The following is a 15,192-nucleotide window of genomic DNA, read 5'->3' as shown; positions in this document are numbered from 1 at the left end:
CGGTGCGCGAACGGTCACCGCGACGGGCGCGCCCGTAACGCGGACCGCCGTCAGAGCACGGTCCACCGCTTCTCGAGCGCCGCGTCCACCGCCTCCGCGAGCTCGTCCAGCCGCCGGGAGTCGAGGCGCCCCTGGTCCGCGGCCGCGCGGATCCGCCCGCTCATCGCTGCGATCGCCGAGCGTCGCCGCGGCAGGGTCGCGGTGAACGCGCAGTCGCGCAGCAGCACCAGCAGCTCGCCCGCCCGGCCCTGCGCCTCCGCGAGGACCTCGAGCCGCCGCTCGAACGGCGACTCCGGGACCGTCACGCGCAGGAACCCGTCCGGATCCTGGAACGCCGCCGGCGGATCCGGGACCCGCGCGAGCAGCGCCAGAGCGGAGCCCAGCTCGTCCAGACCGCCCTCGTGCGCCAGCTCCCGCAGCCGCGAGTCCACGTCCTCGGCCGGCCCCGCCCCGAGTTCCACCGTCCGCAGCACGAGCGCGTCGAGCCGACGCTCCTCCTCCTCGCCCGGGACCGACGGAGTCGCCGACCACCACGAGAGCACCGGAGTCGCGGCCACCGCGTGCTCGCCGATCCGCCGCTCCAGCGCGATCAGCAGGTCCTCCCGCGCGGCGAGCGCCACCAGCGCGTCCACGTCGACGTGGAGCAGGGTGCCCGAGGCGGGCGGCGCCACCAGCCGGCGTCCGGAGGGAGGGACGGTCTCCGCCCGCGTCCTCGCCCCGGGTCCGCGCTCGCTCGCCCGCAGGATCTCCTCCTCGAGGGTCCGCCGGGGTCGTCGTCGTCCGCTTCCTCGCGCCATGCCGTCACGCTACCGTCGGCCGCATGACCCGGTTCCTCGCCCTCCTCCGCGGAGTGAACGTGAACGGCCGCACCGTCCGCAGCGCCGAGCTCGCCGAGACGGTCGCCGGGATCGGCGTGGACCGGGTGCGGACGGTCCTCGCGAGCGGCAACGCGGCCTTCGACTCCGACCGCCCGGCCGCCGAGCTGAAGCCCGCGCTCGAGGCGGCGCTCGCCGAGCGGTTCGGCTACGACGCCTGGATCGTGCTCGTGACGCAGGAGGCGCTCGCCGCGGTGCTCGCCGCCTACCCGTTCCCGCGGATCGACGAGGAGGCGCATCCGTACGTCGTCTTCGGCTCGGACGAGGAGGCGCTCGACGCCGCGCAGGCCGCGATCGGCGAGCCGGATCCGGCGGTCGAGCTCGTCGCCCGGGGCGCCGGTGTCCTCTACTGGCGCTGCCCGCGCGGCTCCTCGACGGACACTCCGGTCGCGAGGATCCTCGCCCGTTCCGCCTACCGCTCGAGCACCACGACCCGGAACCTGCGCACCGTCGAGAGGCTCGCGACGGCGTGACGTCCGCGGCCGCGGCAGGGCCGTCTCCGGGCTCCGCGAGCGGCGCCTCGGGGCGCCTCCGACCTCGGGAGGCGAGGAATCGGGGCTGAGAGCACGCACATTCTTTGGTTAGGCTGTCCTTAGTGCCGGTCCACTCGGACCCTGCGCCGCCTCCCGCACAGCCTCTCGAAAGGGACCCATGCCCCGCGCCACCACGCCCCTCGCCCTGCTCGCCGCCACCGCGCTGACGATCGGCCTCGCCGGCTGCAGCGGCTCGGCCGCCGGAGACGACGCCGCCGCCGACAGCGGCTTCACGCCGATCACGATCGAGCACGCTCTCGGCACCACCACCATCGAGTCGGCCCCCGAGCGCGTGGCGACCGTCAACTGGGCCAACCACGAGGTCCCGCTCGCGCTGGGTGTCGTCCCCGTGGGCATGGCCGCCGCCAACTTCGGCGACGACGACGGCGACGGGCTCCTCCCCTGGGTGAGCGAGAAGCTCGACGAGCTCGGCGCCGAGACCCCCGTCCTCTTCGACGAGACCGACGGCATCGACTTCGAGGCCGTCTCGGACACCGACCCGGACGTCATCCTCGCCGCCTACTCCGGCCTCACGCAGGAGGACTACGACACCCTGAGCGAGATCGCCCCCGTCGTCGCCTACCCCGAGACCGCCTGGGGCACCTCCTGGCGCGACATGATCACGCTGAACAGCGAGGCGATGGGCAGGGCCGACGAGGGCGCCGCCCTGATCACCGAGCTCGAGGGCGAGATCGAGGAGAAGGTCGCCGCGCACCCGCAGCTGGCCGGCACCTCGGCGATGTTCCTCACCCACGTCGACCCGACGGACCTCAGCCAGGTCAGCTTCTACACCTCGCACGACACCCGCCCCGCGTTCTTCGAGGACCTCGGCATGGCCACCCCGGGCAGCATCGCCACCGCCTCCGCCGCGACCGACAAGTTCTCGCTCACGCAGAGCGCCGAGCAGGCCGACGCCTTCAGCGACGTCGACGTGATCGTCACCTACGGCGACGACGAGCTCGTGAGCACCCTCAAGGCCGACCCGCTGCTCTCGCAGATCCCCGCGGTCGCCGACGACGCCATCGTGCGCCTGCCCTCCACCCCGCTCGGCACCGCCGCCAACCCGACGCCGCTCTCGATCTCGTGGGTCCTCGACGACTACCTGGACCTGCTCGACGAGGCCGCCGCCAAGGCCGCGCAGAGCACTCCGGCCGCCTGAGCCGGGACCCGACCCGCGTGACCCTCGCCGCTCCTCCCGCCGCCTCGGGCGTCGCCGCCGTGCGCCGCCCGAGGCGGCTGCGCGCCCTCTGGCTGCTCGCGGCCGTGGCCGTGCTGCTCGCCGCCGCCGTGGTGTCGGTGCTGGTGGGGTCGCGGGAGGTGGCGTGGAGCGACGTGGTCGCCGCGTTCGGCGGGTCCACGGACGGGTTCGCGCAGGCCGCGGTCGCCAAGCGCATCCCGCGCACCGTGCTCGCCGCGATCGCGGGCGCGGCCCTCGGCGTCGCCGGCGTGCTGATGCAGGGGGTGACCCGCAATCCGCTGGCCGACCCCGGCATCCTCGGGGTGAACACCGGAGCCTCGCTCGCGGTCGTGACGGGCATCGTCTTCTTCGGGCTGACGAGCTCCGCCGCCTACGTCTGGGTCGCGATCGGCGGGGCCGCGGTCGCCGCGGTCTTCGTCTACACGGTCGGTTCGCTCGGGCGCGGCGGCGCGACTCCGCTCAAGCTCGCCCTGGCCGGCGCCGCCACCTCGGCCGCGCTGGTCTCGGTGATCAGCGCGATCGTCCTGCCGCGCGCCGACATCGCGGGCGGCATCCGCTCCTGGCAGATCGGCGGAGTGGGCGGCGCGACGTCCGCGAGCATCGCGCAGGTGCTCCCCTTCCTCCTGGCCGGCATCGTCCTCTGCGTGCTCTCGGCCAAGAGCCTCAACACCCTCGCGCTCGGCGACGAGCTCGCCGCGGGCCTGGGGGAGCGGGTCGCCCTCGCGCGCGGCGGGGCCGCCCTGGGCGCGGTCGTGCTCTGCGGAGCGACGACCGCGGTCACGGGGCCCATCGGCTTCGTCGGCCTGGTCGTCCCGCACGCCTGCCGCCTCCTCGTCGGTGTGGACCACCGCTGGCTGCTGCCGTTCTCGGCGGTGACCGGCGCCGTGCTCCTGATCGCCGCCGACATCGTCGGCCGCGTCGTCGCGCGCCCGAGCGAGATCGACGTGGGCATCGTCACCGCGCTGGTCGGCGCCCCGGTGTTCATCGCGATCGTCCGCCGCCAGAAGGTGCGCGAGCTGTGACCGCGCTGCTCGAGGCGCCCTCCGCCACCGCCCGCGCCGTCGCGGCCGGCCGCCGCCGCCGCGGGGCCCGCCGCCGGATCGTCGTCGCCGTCCTCGCTGTCCTGATCGCGGCCGTCCTCGCCGTCTCCCTGCTGGTCGGCCAGACCGTCTACTCGCCCGACGAGGTGCTGCGCGTGATCCTCGGCGAGCAGGTCCCCGGGGCGAGCTTCACCGTCGGGCGCCTCCGCCTCCCGCGCGCCGTCCTCGCCCTCCTGGTGGGCCTGTGCTTCGGGCTCGGCGGAGTGAGCTTCCAGACCATGCTCCGCAACCCGCTCGCCAGCCCCGACATCATCGGGATCAGCGCCGGGGCGAGCGCCGCCGCGGCCTTCGCCATCGTGACGCTCTCGCTCGGGGCCGCGCAGGTCTCGGCCCTCGCGATCGTCGCGGGACTCGTGGTCGCCCTGCTCGTCTACGCCCTGTCCTACCGCAGCGGAGTCGCCGGCACCCGGCTGATCCTGATCGGCATCGGGGTCGCCGCGATGCTCGACTCCCTCACCGCCTACGTGCTCTCGCAGGCCGCGGCGTGGGACCTGCAGGAGGCGTCCCGCTGGCTCACCGGGAGCCTCAACGGCGCGAGCTGGAGCGAGGTCGTGCCGGTCCTCGCCGCGGTCGTCGTCCTCACCCCCGTCCTGCTCTCGCGCTCGCGCGACCTCTCCGCCACGCAGCTCGGCGACGACACCGCCTCCGCGCTCGGCATCCGCGTGAACGCCACCCGCCTCGTCGTGATCGTCGCCGCGGTCGGGCTGATCGCCTTCGCGACGGCCGCCGCCGGCCCGATCGCGTTCGTGGCCTTCCTCTCCGGCCCGATCGCCGCCCGCCTGATCGGGCCCGGCGCGTCGCTCCTCATCCCCTCGGCCCTCGTCGGCGCGCTGCTCGTGCTCGTCGCCGACTTCGTCGGGCAGTTCGGGCTGGGCCTGCGCTACCCGGTCGGAGTGGTCACCGGCGTCCTCGGGGCGCCGTACCTCGTCTACCTCATCGTCCGCAGCAACAGAGCGGGAGGCTCACTGTGACCACCGCGCACACCCTGACGGCCGAGGGGGTCACCCTCGGCTACGGCGACCGGACCGTCGTCGACGGCCTCGACCTCGTCGTCCCGCCCGGCCGCATCACCGCGATCGTCGGAGCGAACGCCTGCGGCAAGTCGACGCTCCTGCGCTCGATGTCGCGCCTGCTCGCGCCCCGCTCCGGCGCCGTGCTGCTCGACGGCAGGGCCGTGCACCGGACGCCGGCGAAGCAGCTCGCCCGCACGCTCGGCCTCCTCCCGCAGTCGCCGATCGCCCCGGAGGGCATCACCGTCGCGGATCTCGTCGGCCGAGGCCGCCATCCGCACCAGGGGATGCTGAGCCGCTGGAGCGCCCACGACGACGAGGCCGTCGCGACCGCGCTCGACGCGACCGACACCGCCGCCCTGGCCGACCGCTCCGTCGACGAGCTCAGCGGCGGGCAGCGCCAGCGCGTCTGGATCGCGATGGCCCTCGCGCAGGAGACCGACGTGCTGCTGCTGGACGAGCCGACCACCTTCCTCGACGTCAGCCACCAGATCGAGGTGCTCGACCTGCTCGTCGACCTCAACCGCACCCGCGGGACGACGGTGGTGATGGTGCTGCACGACCTCAACATGGCCGCCCGCTACGCCGACCACCTCGTGGCCATCGCGCACGGCGCGGTGCACGCCTCCGGCACCCCGGCCGCGGTGCTCACCGAGGAGACGGTGCTCGCCGTGTTCGGCCTCGACAGCCGCATCATCACCGACCCGACCTCGGGCACTCCGCTGATGCTCCCCCTCGGGCGGCACCGCCTCGCCCCCGAGCGGATCGACGCCCCCGGCGGCGCGCAGATGACGGACGTGTAAACGGTTCCACACGGCGGCCGGGGGGCGTATACGATACCTGCAGTCCGCGGCGGACGACCGTCATCGGCGGAACCGCCGAACGCCTGCCCCCGATCAGAGGTCCTCCCCGCCGTGACTGCATCCCCGACGCGCCCCGACGCCTCCGCCCTCCGCGGCGTCCGCGCGCTCCTGTTCGACCTCGACGGCGTGCTCACGCCGACCGCCGACGTCCACATGCAGGCCTGGTCGCGGCTGTTCACGGAGTACCTCTCCTCGCGCGGGATCGCCGAGGGCTACACCGACGCCGACTACTTCCGGTACATCGACGGACGCCCGCGGTACGACGGCGTCCGGGCGCTCCTCGCCTCGCGCGGCATCACCCTCCCCGAGGGTGCGCCCGAGGACGACCCGTCGCTCGAGACCGTCTGCGGGCTCGGCAACCGCAAGAACGACGCCTTCAACCGCACCCTCGCCGAGACCGGCGTCGCTCCCTACCCGGGCTCGCTCCGCTTCGTCGACGCCGCGATCGCCGCGGGCGTGCAGGTCGCCGTCGTCACCTCCTCCCGCAACGGCGTGCCGGTGCTCGAGGCGGCCGGCCTCCGCGACCGCTTCGAGGTCGTCGTGGACGGGCTCCTCGCCGCCGAGCGCTCGATCGCCGGCAAGCCCGCGCCCGACACCTACCTCTACGCGGCCGAGCTCCTCGGCCTCCTGGCCGCCGAGTGCGCCGTCCTCGAGGACGCGCACTCCGGAGTCGCGGCAGGCCGCGCGGGCGGCTTCGGCCTCGTCGTCGGCGTCGACCGCGGAGTCGGGGCCGACACCCTGCTCGAGCACGGCGCCGACCTGGTCGTGGACGACCTGGCCGAGCTGCTCCCCTTCCTCCCCACCGCTCCCGCCCCCGAGGACGCCGCATGAACCCCATCACCTCCGACCCGCTCGACCGGAACCGCTTCCCGATCGACGAGTGGGCCCTCGTCGAGACCGAGTTCGCCTCCGAGCTGCAGGGCCGCACCGAGACGCTCTTCGCCACCGGCAACGGCTACCTCGGCCTCCGCGGCAACGTGGAGGAGGGGCGCGACGGCTACGCCTACGGCACCTTCATCAACGGGTTCCACGAGACCTGGCCCATCCGCCACGCGGAGGAGGCGTTCGGCTTCGCCCGCGTCGGCCAGACCATCGTCAACGTGCCGGACGCCAAGATCATCCGCCTCTACGTCGACGACGAGCCCTTCGTGCTGAGCGAGGCCGACGTCCTCGCCTACTCGCGGCGCCTCGACTTCGCGAACGGCGTGCTCACCCGCGAGCTGGAGTGGCGCACCCCCTCCGGCAAGCGCGTCCTGATCCGCTCGCGCCGCCTGGTCTCGTTCACCGACCGGCACCTCGCGATCCTCGACTACGAGGTCGAGATGCTCGACCACGACGCGTCCGTGCTGATCTCGAGCCAGATCCTCAACCGCCAGGACGGCGTCGACGAGTACCACGCCCCCTCCGGCAGCGAGGGGGCCGGCTTCGACCCGCGCAAGGCGGAGTCGTTCGAGGACCGCGTGCTCCAGCCGCGCCTCAAGCGCGTCAGCGGCACCCGCTACCTCCTCGGCTACCGGACCACCAACTCCCAGATGACCGTGGCCTGCGGCGCCGAGCACCAGCTCGAGACCGAGAACGAGTGGGACCAGACCTCCCAGATCGACGACGACCTCGCCAAGCACGTCTACCGCGTGAAGGCCAAGGCCGGCCGGCCGGTCCGCCTGGTCAAGACGCTCACCTACCACACCTCCCGCGGCGTGCCCGTGCGCGAGCTCGCCGACCGCTGCGACCGCACGCTCGACCGCGCCCGCGAGACGCCGGTCGAGGAGCAGTTCGTCAAGCAGCGCGAGTGGCTGGACGACTTCTGGACCCGCTCCGACGTGCAGCTGGACGGCCAGCCCGCGATCCAGCAGGCCACCCGCTGGAACCTCTTTCAGCTCGCCCAGTCCACCGCCCGCACCGACGGCGGCGGAGTCGCGGCCAAGGGCGTCTCGGGCTCCGGCTACGGCGGCCACTACTTCTGGGACACCGAGGTCTACGTCCTCCCGTTCCTCAGCTACACGGCGCCCCTCGTCGCCCGGAACGCCCTGCGCTTCCGGCAGAACATGCTCGAGGCAGCCCGGGCGCGCGCCTCCGAGCTCAACCAGCGCGGCGCGCTCTTCCCCTGGCGCACCATCAACGGGCAGGAGTCGTCGGCGTACTACGCCGCCGGCACCGCTCAGTACCACATCGACGCCGACATCTCCTACGCGCTCATGCAGTACGTGGGTGCCACGGGCGACGACGACTTCCTCGCCCGCGGAGCGATCGACATCCTCGTCGAGACCGCGCGGATGTGGGCCGATCTGGGCTTCTGGCGCAGCAACGGCGACGACCACTTCCACATCCACGGAGTGACGGGGCCGGACGAGTACACGACCGTCGTCAACGACAACCTGTACACGAACGTCATGGCCCGGGCGAACCTCCGCTCGGCCGCCCGCGCCGTCGAGCTGCTGAAGGCCGTCGAGCCCGCCGCGTACGAGCGGATGGCCGACCGCCTCGCTCTCGACGAGGGCGAGGTGCTCGAGTGGGCGCGCGCCGCCGAGAAGATGCACATCCCCTTCGACGCGCGGGCGGGCATCCACCCGCAGGACGCGGCCTTCCTCGAGAAGGAGCTGTGGGACCTCGAGAACACCCCCGCGAGCAAGCGCCCGCTGCTGCTGCACTTCCACCCGCTGGTGATCTACCGCTTCCAGGTGCTCAAGCAGGCCGACGTCGTGCTCGCGCTGCTGCTGCAGGGCAACGAGTTCACCGCCGAGCAGAAGCGCGCCGACTTCGAGTACTACGACGCGCTGACCACCGGCGACTCGACCCTCTCGGCCGTCGTGCAGTCGATCATCGCCGCCGAGGTCGGCTACAGCGACCTGGCCCGCCACTACTTCCTGTCCGCGCTGTTCGTCGACCTCGCCGACCTGCACCGCAACACCGCGGACGGCATCCACGTCGCCTCGACGGGCGGCGTCTGGAGCGCCCTCGTCTACGGCTTCGGCGGGATGCGCGACCACGGCGGCCGGATCACGCTCGACCCGCGCCTGCCCGACGACTGGGACCGCCTCGCCTTCCGCATCACCCTCCACGGCACGCGCGTGCGCGTCGAGGTGACGCAGGCCGAGGTCCTGCTGACGGTCGAGACCGGCGACTCCGCCGCGATCACCGTCCGCGACGAGCGCGTGCACGTCGCCGCGGGCAGCCCCGTGCGCGTCCCGCTCACGCACCAGGGCCGCCGCCTGCACGGAGCGCCGACCACGTCCGACATCGAGGGCACCCGCCGCTCCGACGGCACCGTGATCACCGCCTCGATCCCCACCATCTCGATGACCCCCGAGCCCGAGGTCCTGACCGGGCCCTGAGCGGCGCCGCGAACATCGCCCATCACGCACGAGACCCCCGGCCGGAACCGGGGGTCTCGTGCGTCGCGGGCGGGCGGAGCCGGCCGGACCGGATGCGTCAGGCGGAGGCGAGCAGCGACTTCAGCGCCGACGTGAAGAAGGTCAGCCCGTCGACGCCCGAGCGCATCGCGGCGGCCGTGTCGGGCCCGAAGCCCTCCTCGACGGCGTGCTCCGGGTGCGGCATGAGCCCCACCACGTTGCCGCGGCGGTTGCTGATGCCGGCGATGTCGTTCATGGAGCCGTTCGGGTTGTGGCCGAGGTAGCGGACGACGACGCGTCCCTCCGCCTCGAGCTCGAGCAGCGTGTCGGCCGAGGCGATGTAGCCGCCCTCGCCGTTCTTCAGCGGGATCGTGATCTCCTGGCCGGGCTCGAAGCCGTTCGTCCAGGCGGTCTCGGTGCTCGCGACCATCAGGCGCTGGTCGCGGCAGACGAAGGATCCGATGTCGTTCGCGATCAGGCCGCCGGGCAGCAGGTGCGCCTCGGTGAGCATCTGGAAGCCGTTGCAGATGCCGAGGACCGGGGTCCCGGCGTTCGCCGCGTCGACGACCTCGCGCATGATCGGGGAGTGGGAGGCGATGGCGCCGCAGCGCAGGTAGTCGCCGTAGGAGAAGCCGCCGGGCAGGACGATCGCGTCGACGCCGTCGAGGTCGTGGTCGCCGTGCCACAGCGCGACCGGCTCCGCACCCGCGAACCGGACGGCGCGCTGGGCGTCGCGGTCGTCGAGCGAGCCGGGGAAGGTGATGACGCCGATCCTCATCGGGCGGCCTCCGCCGGGTAGTGGATCCCGACGACGTCCTCGATCACCGAGTTCGAGAGCATCTCGTCGGCGATGCGCTGCACCGAGGCGCGCACCTCGTCGGTCACCTCGTCGACGGTGATCTCGAAGCGCTTGCCCACCCGCACGCCGTGGAGGGCGGAGTGGCCCAGTCGCGCGAGCGCGCCGGCGACGGCCTTCCCCTGCGGGTCGAGCAGCTCGGCCTTGGGCATGACTTCAACGACGATCGTGGGCACCGTGTTCTCCGGAGTCTCGGGGGAGTGCGGTCTTCCGCGCGACCATCGTACCCGCGGGGGTCCCCGCGGTCGGCGGCGCTCAGGAGGTCGTGACGCGGATCGCGTTCGCCCAGGGGTCCTCGAAGGCGAGGGTGCGGCCGTCGTCGCGGGTGGCGACTCCGGAGCGGGCCAGCCGCTCGCCGAGCGCGCCGAGGTCGTCGGCGCCGGGCACCACGATCTCCACCTGTCCGAGGCCGAGGGCCTGCTGCCGGCGTCCGGCGCCCGCCGAGTTCCAGGTGTTCATCGCCATGTGGTGGTGGTAGCCGCCCGCCGAGACGAAGAGCGCCTGCCCGCCGTACGCGATCGTCGTCTCGAAGCCGAGCCGGTCGACGTAGAACTCCTTCGCGGTGGCGACGTCGCCCACGCTCAGGTGCACGTGGCCGACGGAGGCGCCGCCGAGGCGCGGCTGCGCGATCGACTCCTCGGTGAGGTGCTCCTGCAGGAACGCGTTCGGGTCGAGGAAGAGCGTGCTCATCTCGATCCGCCCGTGCGTCCACGACCACTGCGTGCGGTCGCGGTCCCAGTAGAGCTCGACGCCGTTGTGCTCGGGGTCGTCGAAGTAGAAGGCCTTGCTGACCAGGTGGTCGGAGCTGCCGGTGAAGGAGCCGGGGTGCCGGGTCGCGACGCTGTACACGGCCGCGGCGAGCGCCGCCTCCGATTCGAAGAGGATCGCCGTGTGGAAGAGGCCGGCGCTGCGCGGCGAGGCGTGCACCAGCTCGGGCGCGTGCTGGAGGATCACGGCCGGCACTCCGCCGCGGCCGAGCACCGCGACCGGTCCGTCGTGCGAGAGCAGCTCGAGCGTCACGGCGTCGCGGTAGTAGGCGATCATCCCGTCGAGGTCGGCGACGCGGAGGGTCACCGCGCCCATCGCGGTGTCGGGAGCGAGCAGGTCGGGGGAGGAGGTGGTCACGGCGGAGACGCTACCCGCTTTTGGTTGACGCTACAACCATTCAGAGGGGCGAGCGCTCATAGGAACCGCATAAGCAGCGTCCAGGCGGCGCCGGGAGGCCGGGCGTGGAATGGGAACCGGTCGCCGTCAGGGGCGGCCCCGGCACGAGGACGACACCATGAACGAGCGACACGAATCCGACGAGCGAGAGCTCACCGACCAGCCCGCCACCACCGAGGCGACGGGCGCCGACGAGGTGCGCGCGCTGCGCGCGGACGACCGTCGTCGTCGTCGGGCGCTGATCGCCGGCGGCCTCGGCCTCGCCGTGCTGATCGGAGTGACAGCAGGCGGAGTCGCCACCGCCGGCCGCACCGAGGCGGCCTCCTCCGCCTCGGCCGGCGCCGCCACGATCGTCTACCCCGGCGGCTCGCGCGGATCCTTCGGCGGCGGGTACGTGATCGTCCCCTCCTGGGGCGGCTCGACGCAGGGCGGCTCCTCCCCGTACGGCTCGTCGCAGGGCGGCTCCTCCGCCTCCGAGCCGGCCACCGGCGCGACCGACGCCGTGGCCGCGAGCACCGCGCAGACCGCCGGGGTGGTCACGATCACCTCCGAGCTCACCTACCAGGGCGCCCGCTCGGCCGGCACCGGCATGATCCTCACCTCCGACGGCATGATCCTCACCAACAACCACGTCGTCGAGGGCGCCACCGCGATCTCGGTCACGGTGGAGTCGACGGGCCGCAGCTACACCGCCCGCGTCGTCGGCACCGACGCGACGAACGACGTCGCCGTCCTGCAGCTGGAGGACGCCTCCGGCCTCACCCCCGCCTCGCTCGACACGGACGGGGTCGCTGTGGGCGACACCGTGACCGCCGTCGGCAACGCGGGAGGGACGGGCGACCTGGTCGCCGCCACCGGCACGGTCACGGGTCTCGATCAGCAGATCACCACCCGCTCCGAGTCGGGGATCTCCGCCGAGACGCTGACCGGGCTGATCCAGACCGACGCCGACATCGTCTCCGGCGACTCCGGCGGCCCGCTCGTCGACTCCGCCGGCCGCGTCGTGGGGATGGACACCGCCGCCTCCAGCGGGACGGCCGACATCACCGGCTTCGCGATCCCGATCTCGAAGGCCCTGGACATCGTGGCCACCATCGAGGCGGGCGCCGACACGGCCACCGTCGAGATCGGCTATCCGGCCTTCCTCGGCGTCTCCCTCTCCTCCGGCACCGCGTCGCCGACCTCGCGCGCGCTCGCGACCACCGCGTCCGGAGCAGTGATCGGCGGAGTCGTCGAGGGCGGGCCGGCCGCGCAGGCGGGCCTCGAGGCGGGGGACGTCGTCACCGCGGTCGACGGGGTCGCCGTCGCCTCGGCCGACCAGCTGTCCGCCTCGCTCGCGCAGCGCGAGCCCGGGGAGTCGGTGACGATCTCGTGGACCGACTCCGCGGGCGCCGCCCGCTCCGCCCAGGTCGTGCTGGTCGAGGGTCCGGTCGCCTGATCGGAGCCTCCGCGTGGCCGCCGGAGCGTTCCCGGCCGTTCACCCGGATGAGCGCGCCACGCCGCCCGTTGTTTTGATCCGCTCAAGACAACTCGGGTAGTGTCCTCGGCATGACGACAGTGGACGAGCGGCTCCGAGCCTCCGGGCTCAAGGTCACCGCCACCCGGCGCGCGGTGCTCCTCGCTCTCGAGGAGCACCCGCACTCCGGGGTGGACGCGGTCCTGGCCCGAGTGCGCGAGGGCCTCCCCGAGGCTTCGGCCCAGGCGGTCTACGGAGTGCTCTCGGCGTTCACCGACGCCGGGATCGTCCGCCGCATCGAGCCGGAGGGCCACCCCCGCCGGTTCGAGCTGCGGGTCGGCGACAACCACCACCACGTGGTGTGCCGGCGCTGCGGGGCCGTGGCCGACGTCGACTGCGTCGTCGGGGAGGCGCCGTGCCTGCATCCGCAGACCGCGAGCGGCTTCGCCGTGGACACCGCCGACGTCACGTTCTGGGGCACCTGCCCCGACTGCCTGGCCCTGGCCCACTGACCGACATCCGCTACACCGCAGCGGCGGGCTCCGTGCCCCTCGCCGACAGGAGGAACATGACCGAGGAACGATTCACCACCACGAACTCCGGAGCACCGGTCGCGAGTGACGACCACTCGCTGAGCGTCGGAGCCGACGGACCCCTCGCGCTCCACGACCACTACCTCGTCGAGAAGCTGGCCCAGTTCAACCGTGAGCGCATCCCGGAGCGGGTCGTCCACGCCAAGGGCGGCGGAGCCTTCGGACGCTTCACCACCACCGCCGACGTCAGCGCCTACACGCGTGCCGCGCTCTTCCAGCCCGGAGTCGAGACCGAGATGCTCGCGCGGTTCTCCACGGTCGCCGGCGAGCAGGGCTCGCCCGACACCTGGCGCGACCCCCGCGGCTTCGCGCTGAAGTTCTACACGAGCGAGGGCAACTACGACCTCGTCGGCAACAACACCCCCGTCTTCTTCATCCGCGACGGCATCAAGTTCCCCGACTTCATCCGCTCGCAGAAGCGCCTGCCCGGCAGCCACCTGCGCGACCACGACATGCAGTGGGACTTCTGGACCCTCTCGCCCGAGTCGGCCCACCAGGTCACATGGCTCATGGGCGACCGCGGCCTCCCCTCCTCGTGGCGGCACATGGACGGCTTCGGCTCGCACACCTACCAGTGGATCAACGCCGCCGGCGAGCGCTTCTGGGTCAAGTACCACTTCAAGACCGACCAGGGCGTCGAGATCCTGAGCCAGGAGCAGGCCGACCAGATCGCCGGTGAGGACGCGGACTTCCACATCCGCGACCTGTCCTCCGCGATCGACCGCGGCGACTTCCCCTCGTGGACGCTGTCCGTGCAGGTCATGCCGTACGAGGACGCGAAGAGCTACCGGTTCAACCCGTTCGACCTCACCAAGGTCTGGCCCCACGCCGACTACCCGCTGATCGAGGTCGGCACCATGACGCTCGACCGGAACCCCGAGAACTACTTCGCGCAGATCGAGCAGGCGGCGTTCGCCCCCTCGAACTTCGTGCCCGGGATCGCGGCCAGCCCCGACAAGATGCTCCTCGCGCGCATCTTCAGCTATGCCGACGCGCACCGCTACCGCGTGGGGACCAACCACGCGCAGCTGCCGGTGAACGCGCCGAAGTCGCCCGTGCACTCGTACTCGAAGGACGGCCCCATGCGGTTCGACTTCCAGAAGTCCGAGGTGCCCGTCTACGCGCCGAACACGATGGGCGGCGCCCACGCCGATCCCGCCCGGGCGGCGGAGTCGGCCGGCTGGGAGACCGACGGCGAGCTGACGCGCGCCGCGGCGACCCTCCACCCGGAGGACGACGACTTCGGTCAGGCGGGGACGCTCTACCGCGAGGTCCTCGACGACGACGCGCGCGCCCGCCTGGTCGCGAACATCGCCGGCCACGTGTCGAAGGTCACCCGTCCGGAGCTGCGGCAGCGCGTGCTCCAGTACTGGGCGAACGTCGACTCGTCGCTCTCGCAGCGCGTCGCCGAGGCGCTCGAGCCCTCGGCTCCCGGTGCGGACGTCTCCCCCGAGGCGGTCGGCATCGGGGCGTAGTCCCGGCATCCCCTCGAGGAGCGCGCGGTACCGGAGCGATCCGGGTCGCGCGCTCCTCGTCGTTTCCGGGGAGGGTCCTTCCACTCGGTGGAGTCGGATCCCGCGCGCGCGGGTGCCCGCCTCGGTCCGATGCAGCCGGCTCGGACCCCGGATCCGCCCGCGGAACCGGGCGCCGACGGGGAGGACCCCTGATCCCGACACGCCCGGGATGTGCGAATTCGGCCCGTCGTTTGACAGCACCGCGATCGCTGCGTAACTTATTCCGAGTCGCCACAAAGGCCGCAGGGAAACGGAAAGAGCAGCAGCTCCTACGTCCCGGCCTCAATCGGGACCATCCACTCGGTAAGACAGCTTTTCGGAGCAGGTCTGCCGCACGGATGTAAAGCCTTCGCAGGATTCCTCGGATCCAGCAACTTCGCCGCCCGGCGCAGGACTCAGGTCCTGAACCGAGCAACGTCGGAGCGCCTATGAGCGTGACGGCATCGCGAAGAAGCCGGATTTGACACGGCCTGCGGATGTGCTAAGTTATACAAGTTGCCACGGCGACAGGGAGAAAGAAACGCCTCCTAGTCTACCGAGAAGACGCGTATGACGCAAGCAACATTATCTTCGATCACTTCCGTTGTGAAGCACCGTTCTGGTGTGGAGGCGGGATGTGTCCGATTCTTGAGAACTCAACAGCGTGCACTATGTTCAATGCCAATTTTATACCCCGGCCT

At 72.5% G+C, this 15,192-nt stretch carries 14 protein-coding genes; 10 read left to right on the top strand and 4 right to left on the bottom strand.

Going from position 1 to position 15,192, the window contains the following annotated elements:
- Positions 1-50: 50 nt before the first annotated feature.
- Positions 51-797 (bottom strand): DUF2254 family protein, encoded by a 747-nt coding sequence (locus C5C10_RS11550; protein WP_104329292.1) that lies wholly within the window; start codon positions 795-797, stop codon positions 51-53.
- Between the two features lie 23 nt (positions 798-820).
- On the opposite strand from C5C10_RS11550, the gene C5C10_RS11545 reads away from it, so the two are divergent.
- From C5C10_RS11545 to C5C10_RS11515, 7 genes are all read left to right on the top strand, one after another.
- Entirely contained in the window at positions 821-1,348 is a 528-nt protein-coding gene (locus C5C10_RS11545; protein WP_104247463.1) for a DUF1697 domain-containing protein, read from the top strand.
- A 178-nt stretch (positions 1,349-1,526) separates the two neighbouring features.
- A complete protein-coding gene (locus C5C10_RS11540; RefSeq protein ID WP_104222743.1) occupies positions 1,527-2,567 on the top strand; it encodes an iron-siderophore ABC transporter substrate-binding protein in 1,041 nt (346 codons plus the stop codon).
- A 17-nt stretch (positions 2,568-2,584) separates the two neighbouring features.
- Positions 2,585-3,628 (top strand): iron ABC transporter permease, encoded by a 1,044-nt coding sequence (locus C5C10_RS11535; protein WP_104329291.1) that lies wholly within the window; start codon positions 2,585-2,587, stop codon positions 3,626-3,628.
- Complete coding sequence (locus tag C5C10_RS11530; protein ID WP_258060555.1) at positions 3,625-4,677, top strand: iron ABC transporter permease; 1,053 nt, start codon at positions 3,625-3,627, stop codon at positions 4,675-4,677. The genes C5C10_RS11535 and C5C10_RS11530 overlap by 4 nt, the downstream gene beginning before the upstream one ends.
- Positions 4,674-5,519: an ABC transporter ATP-binding protein gene (locus C5C10_RS11525; protein WP_104222740.1), complete on the top strand. Its 846-nt coding sequence runs from the start codon at positions 4,674-4,676 to the stop codon at positions 5,517-5,519. The genes C5C10_RS11530 and C5C10_RS11525 overlap by 4 nt, the downstream gene beginning before the upstream one ends.
- Positions 5,520-5,630: 111 nt before the next feature.
- Positions 5,631-6,410 carry an HAD family phosphatase gene (locus C5C10_RS11520; protein ID WP_104329290.1) on the top strand — a complete coding sequence of 260 codons (780 nt, stop codon included), beginning with the start codon at positions 5,631-5,633 and terminating at the stop codon, positions 6,408-6,410.
- On the top strand, positions 6,407-8,911 hold the full coding sequence (locus C5C10_RS11515) for a glycoside hydrolase family 65 protein (protein WP_104329289.1): 2,505 nt from the start codon (positions 6,407-6,409) through the stop codon (positions 8,909-8,911). The genes C5C10_RS11520 and C5C10_RS11515 overlap by 4 nt, the downstream gene beginning before the upstream one ends.
- A gap of 97 nt (positions 8,912-9,008) precedes the next feature.
- Here the strand turns inward: C5C10_RS11515 and purQ are convergent, their stop codons facing one another.
- The 3 genes from purQ to C5C10_RS11500 form a co-directional block, all read right to left on the bottom strand.
- Entirely contained in the window at positions 9,009-9,707 is a 699-nt protein-coding gene (purQ, locus tag C5C10_RS11510; RefSeq protein WP_104222737.1) for a phosphoribosylformylglycinamidine synthase subunit PurQ, read from the bottom strand.
- Complete coding sequence (purS, locus tag C5C10_RS11505; protein WP_104222736.1) at positions 9,704-9,961, bottom strand: phosphoribosylformylglycinamidine synthase subunit PurS; 258 nt, start codon at positions 9,959-9,961, stop codon at positions 9,704-9,706. The genes purQ and purS overlap by 4 nt, the downstream gene beginning before the upstream one ends.
- A gap of 79 nt (positions 9,962-10,040) precedes the next feature.
- Positions 10,041-10,868: a VOC family protein gene (locus C5C10_RS11500; RefSeq protein ID WP_104239376.1), complete on the bottom strand. Its 828-nt coding sequence runs from the start codon at positions 10,866-10,868 to the stop codon at positions 10,041-10,043.
- A 199-nt stretch (positions 10,869-11,067) separates the two neighbouring features.
- Between C5C10_RS11500 and C5C10_RS11495 the strand changes: the two genes are divergently transcribed.
- From C5C10_RS11495 to C5C10_RS11485, 3 genes are all read left to right on the top strand, one after another.
- Positions 11,068-12,387: a S1C family serine protease gene (locus C5C10_RS11495; protein WP_104329288.1), complete on the top strand. Its 1,320-nt coding sequence runs from the start codon at positions 11,068-11,070 to the stop codon at positions 12,385-12,387.
- A 110-nt stretch (positions 12,388-12,497) separates the two neighbouring features.
- On the top strand, positions 12,498-12,917 hold the full coding sequence (locus C5C10_RS11490) for a Fur family transcriptional regulator (protein ID WP_104222735.1): 420 nt from the start codon (positions 12,498-12,500) through the stop codon (positions 12,915-12,917).
- A 56-nt stretch (positions 12,918-12,973) separates the two neighbouring features.
- Positions 12,974-14,473 (top strand): catalase, encoded by a 1,500-nt coding sequence (locus tag C5C10_RS11485; protein ID WP_104269005.1) that lies wholly within the window; start codon positions 12,974-12,976, stop codon positions 14,471-14,473.
- The last annotated feature ends 719 nt before the right edge of the window (positions 14,474-15,192 follow it).

Origin of the sequence: Rathayibacter sp. AY1A3 (assembly GCF_002930975.1) — a bacterium.
In the GTDB taxonomy this organism is placed as follows: domain Bacteria; phylum Actinomycetota; class Actinomycetes; order Actinomycetales; family Microbacteriaceae; genus Rathayibacter.
This window is presented reverse-complemented; position numbering and strand designations above follow the sequence as displayed.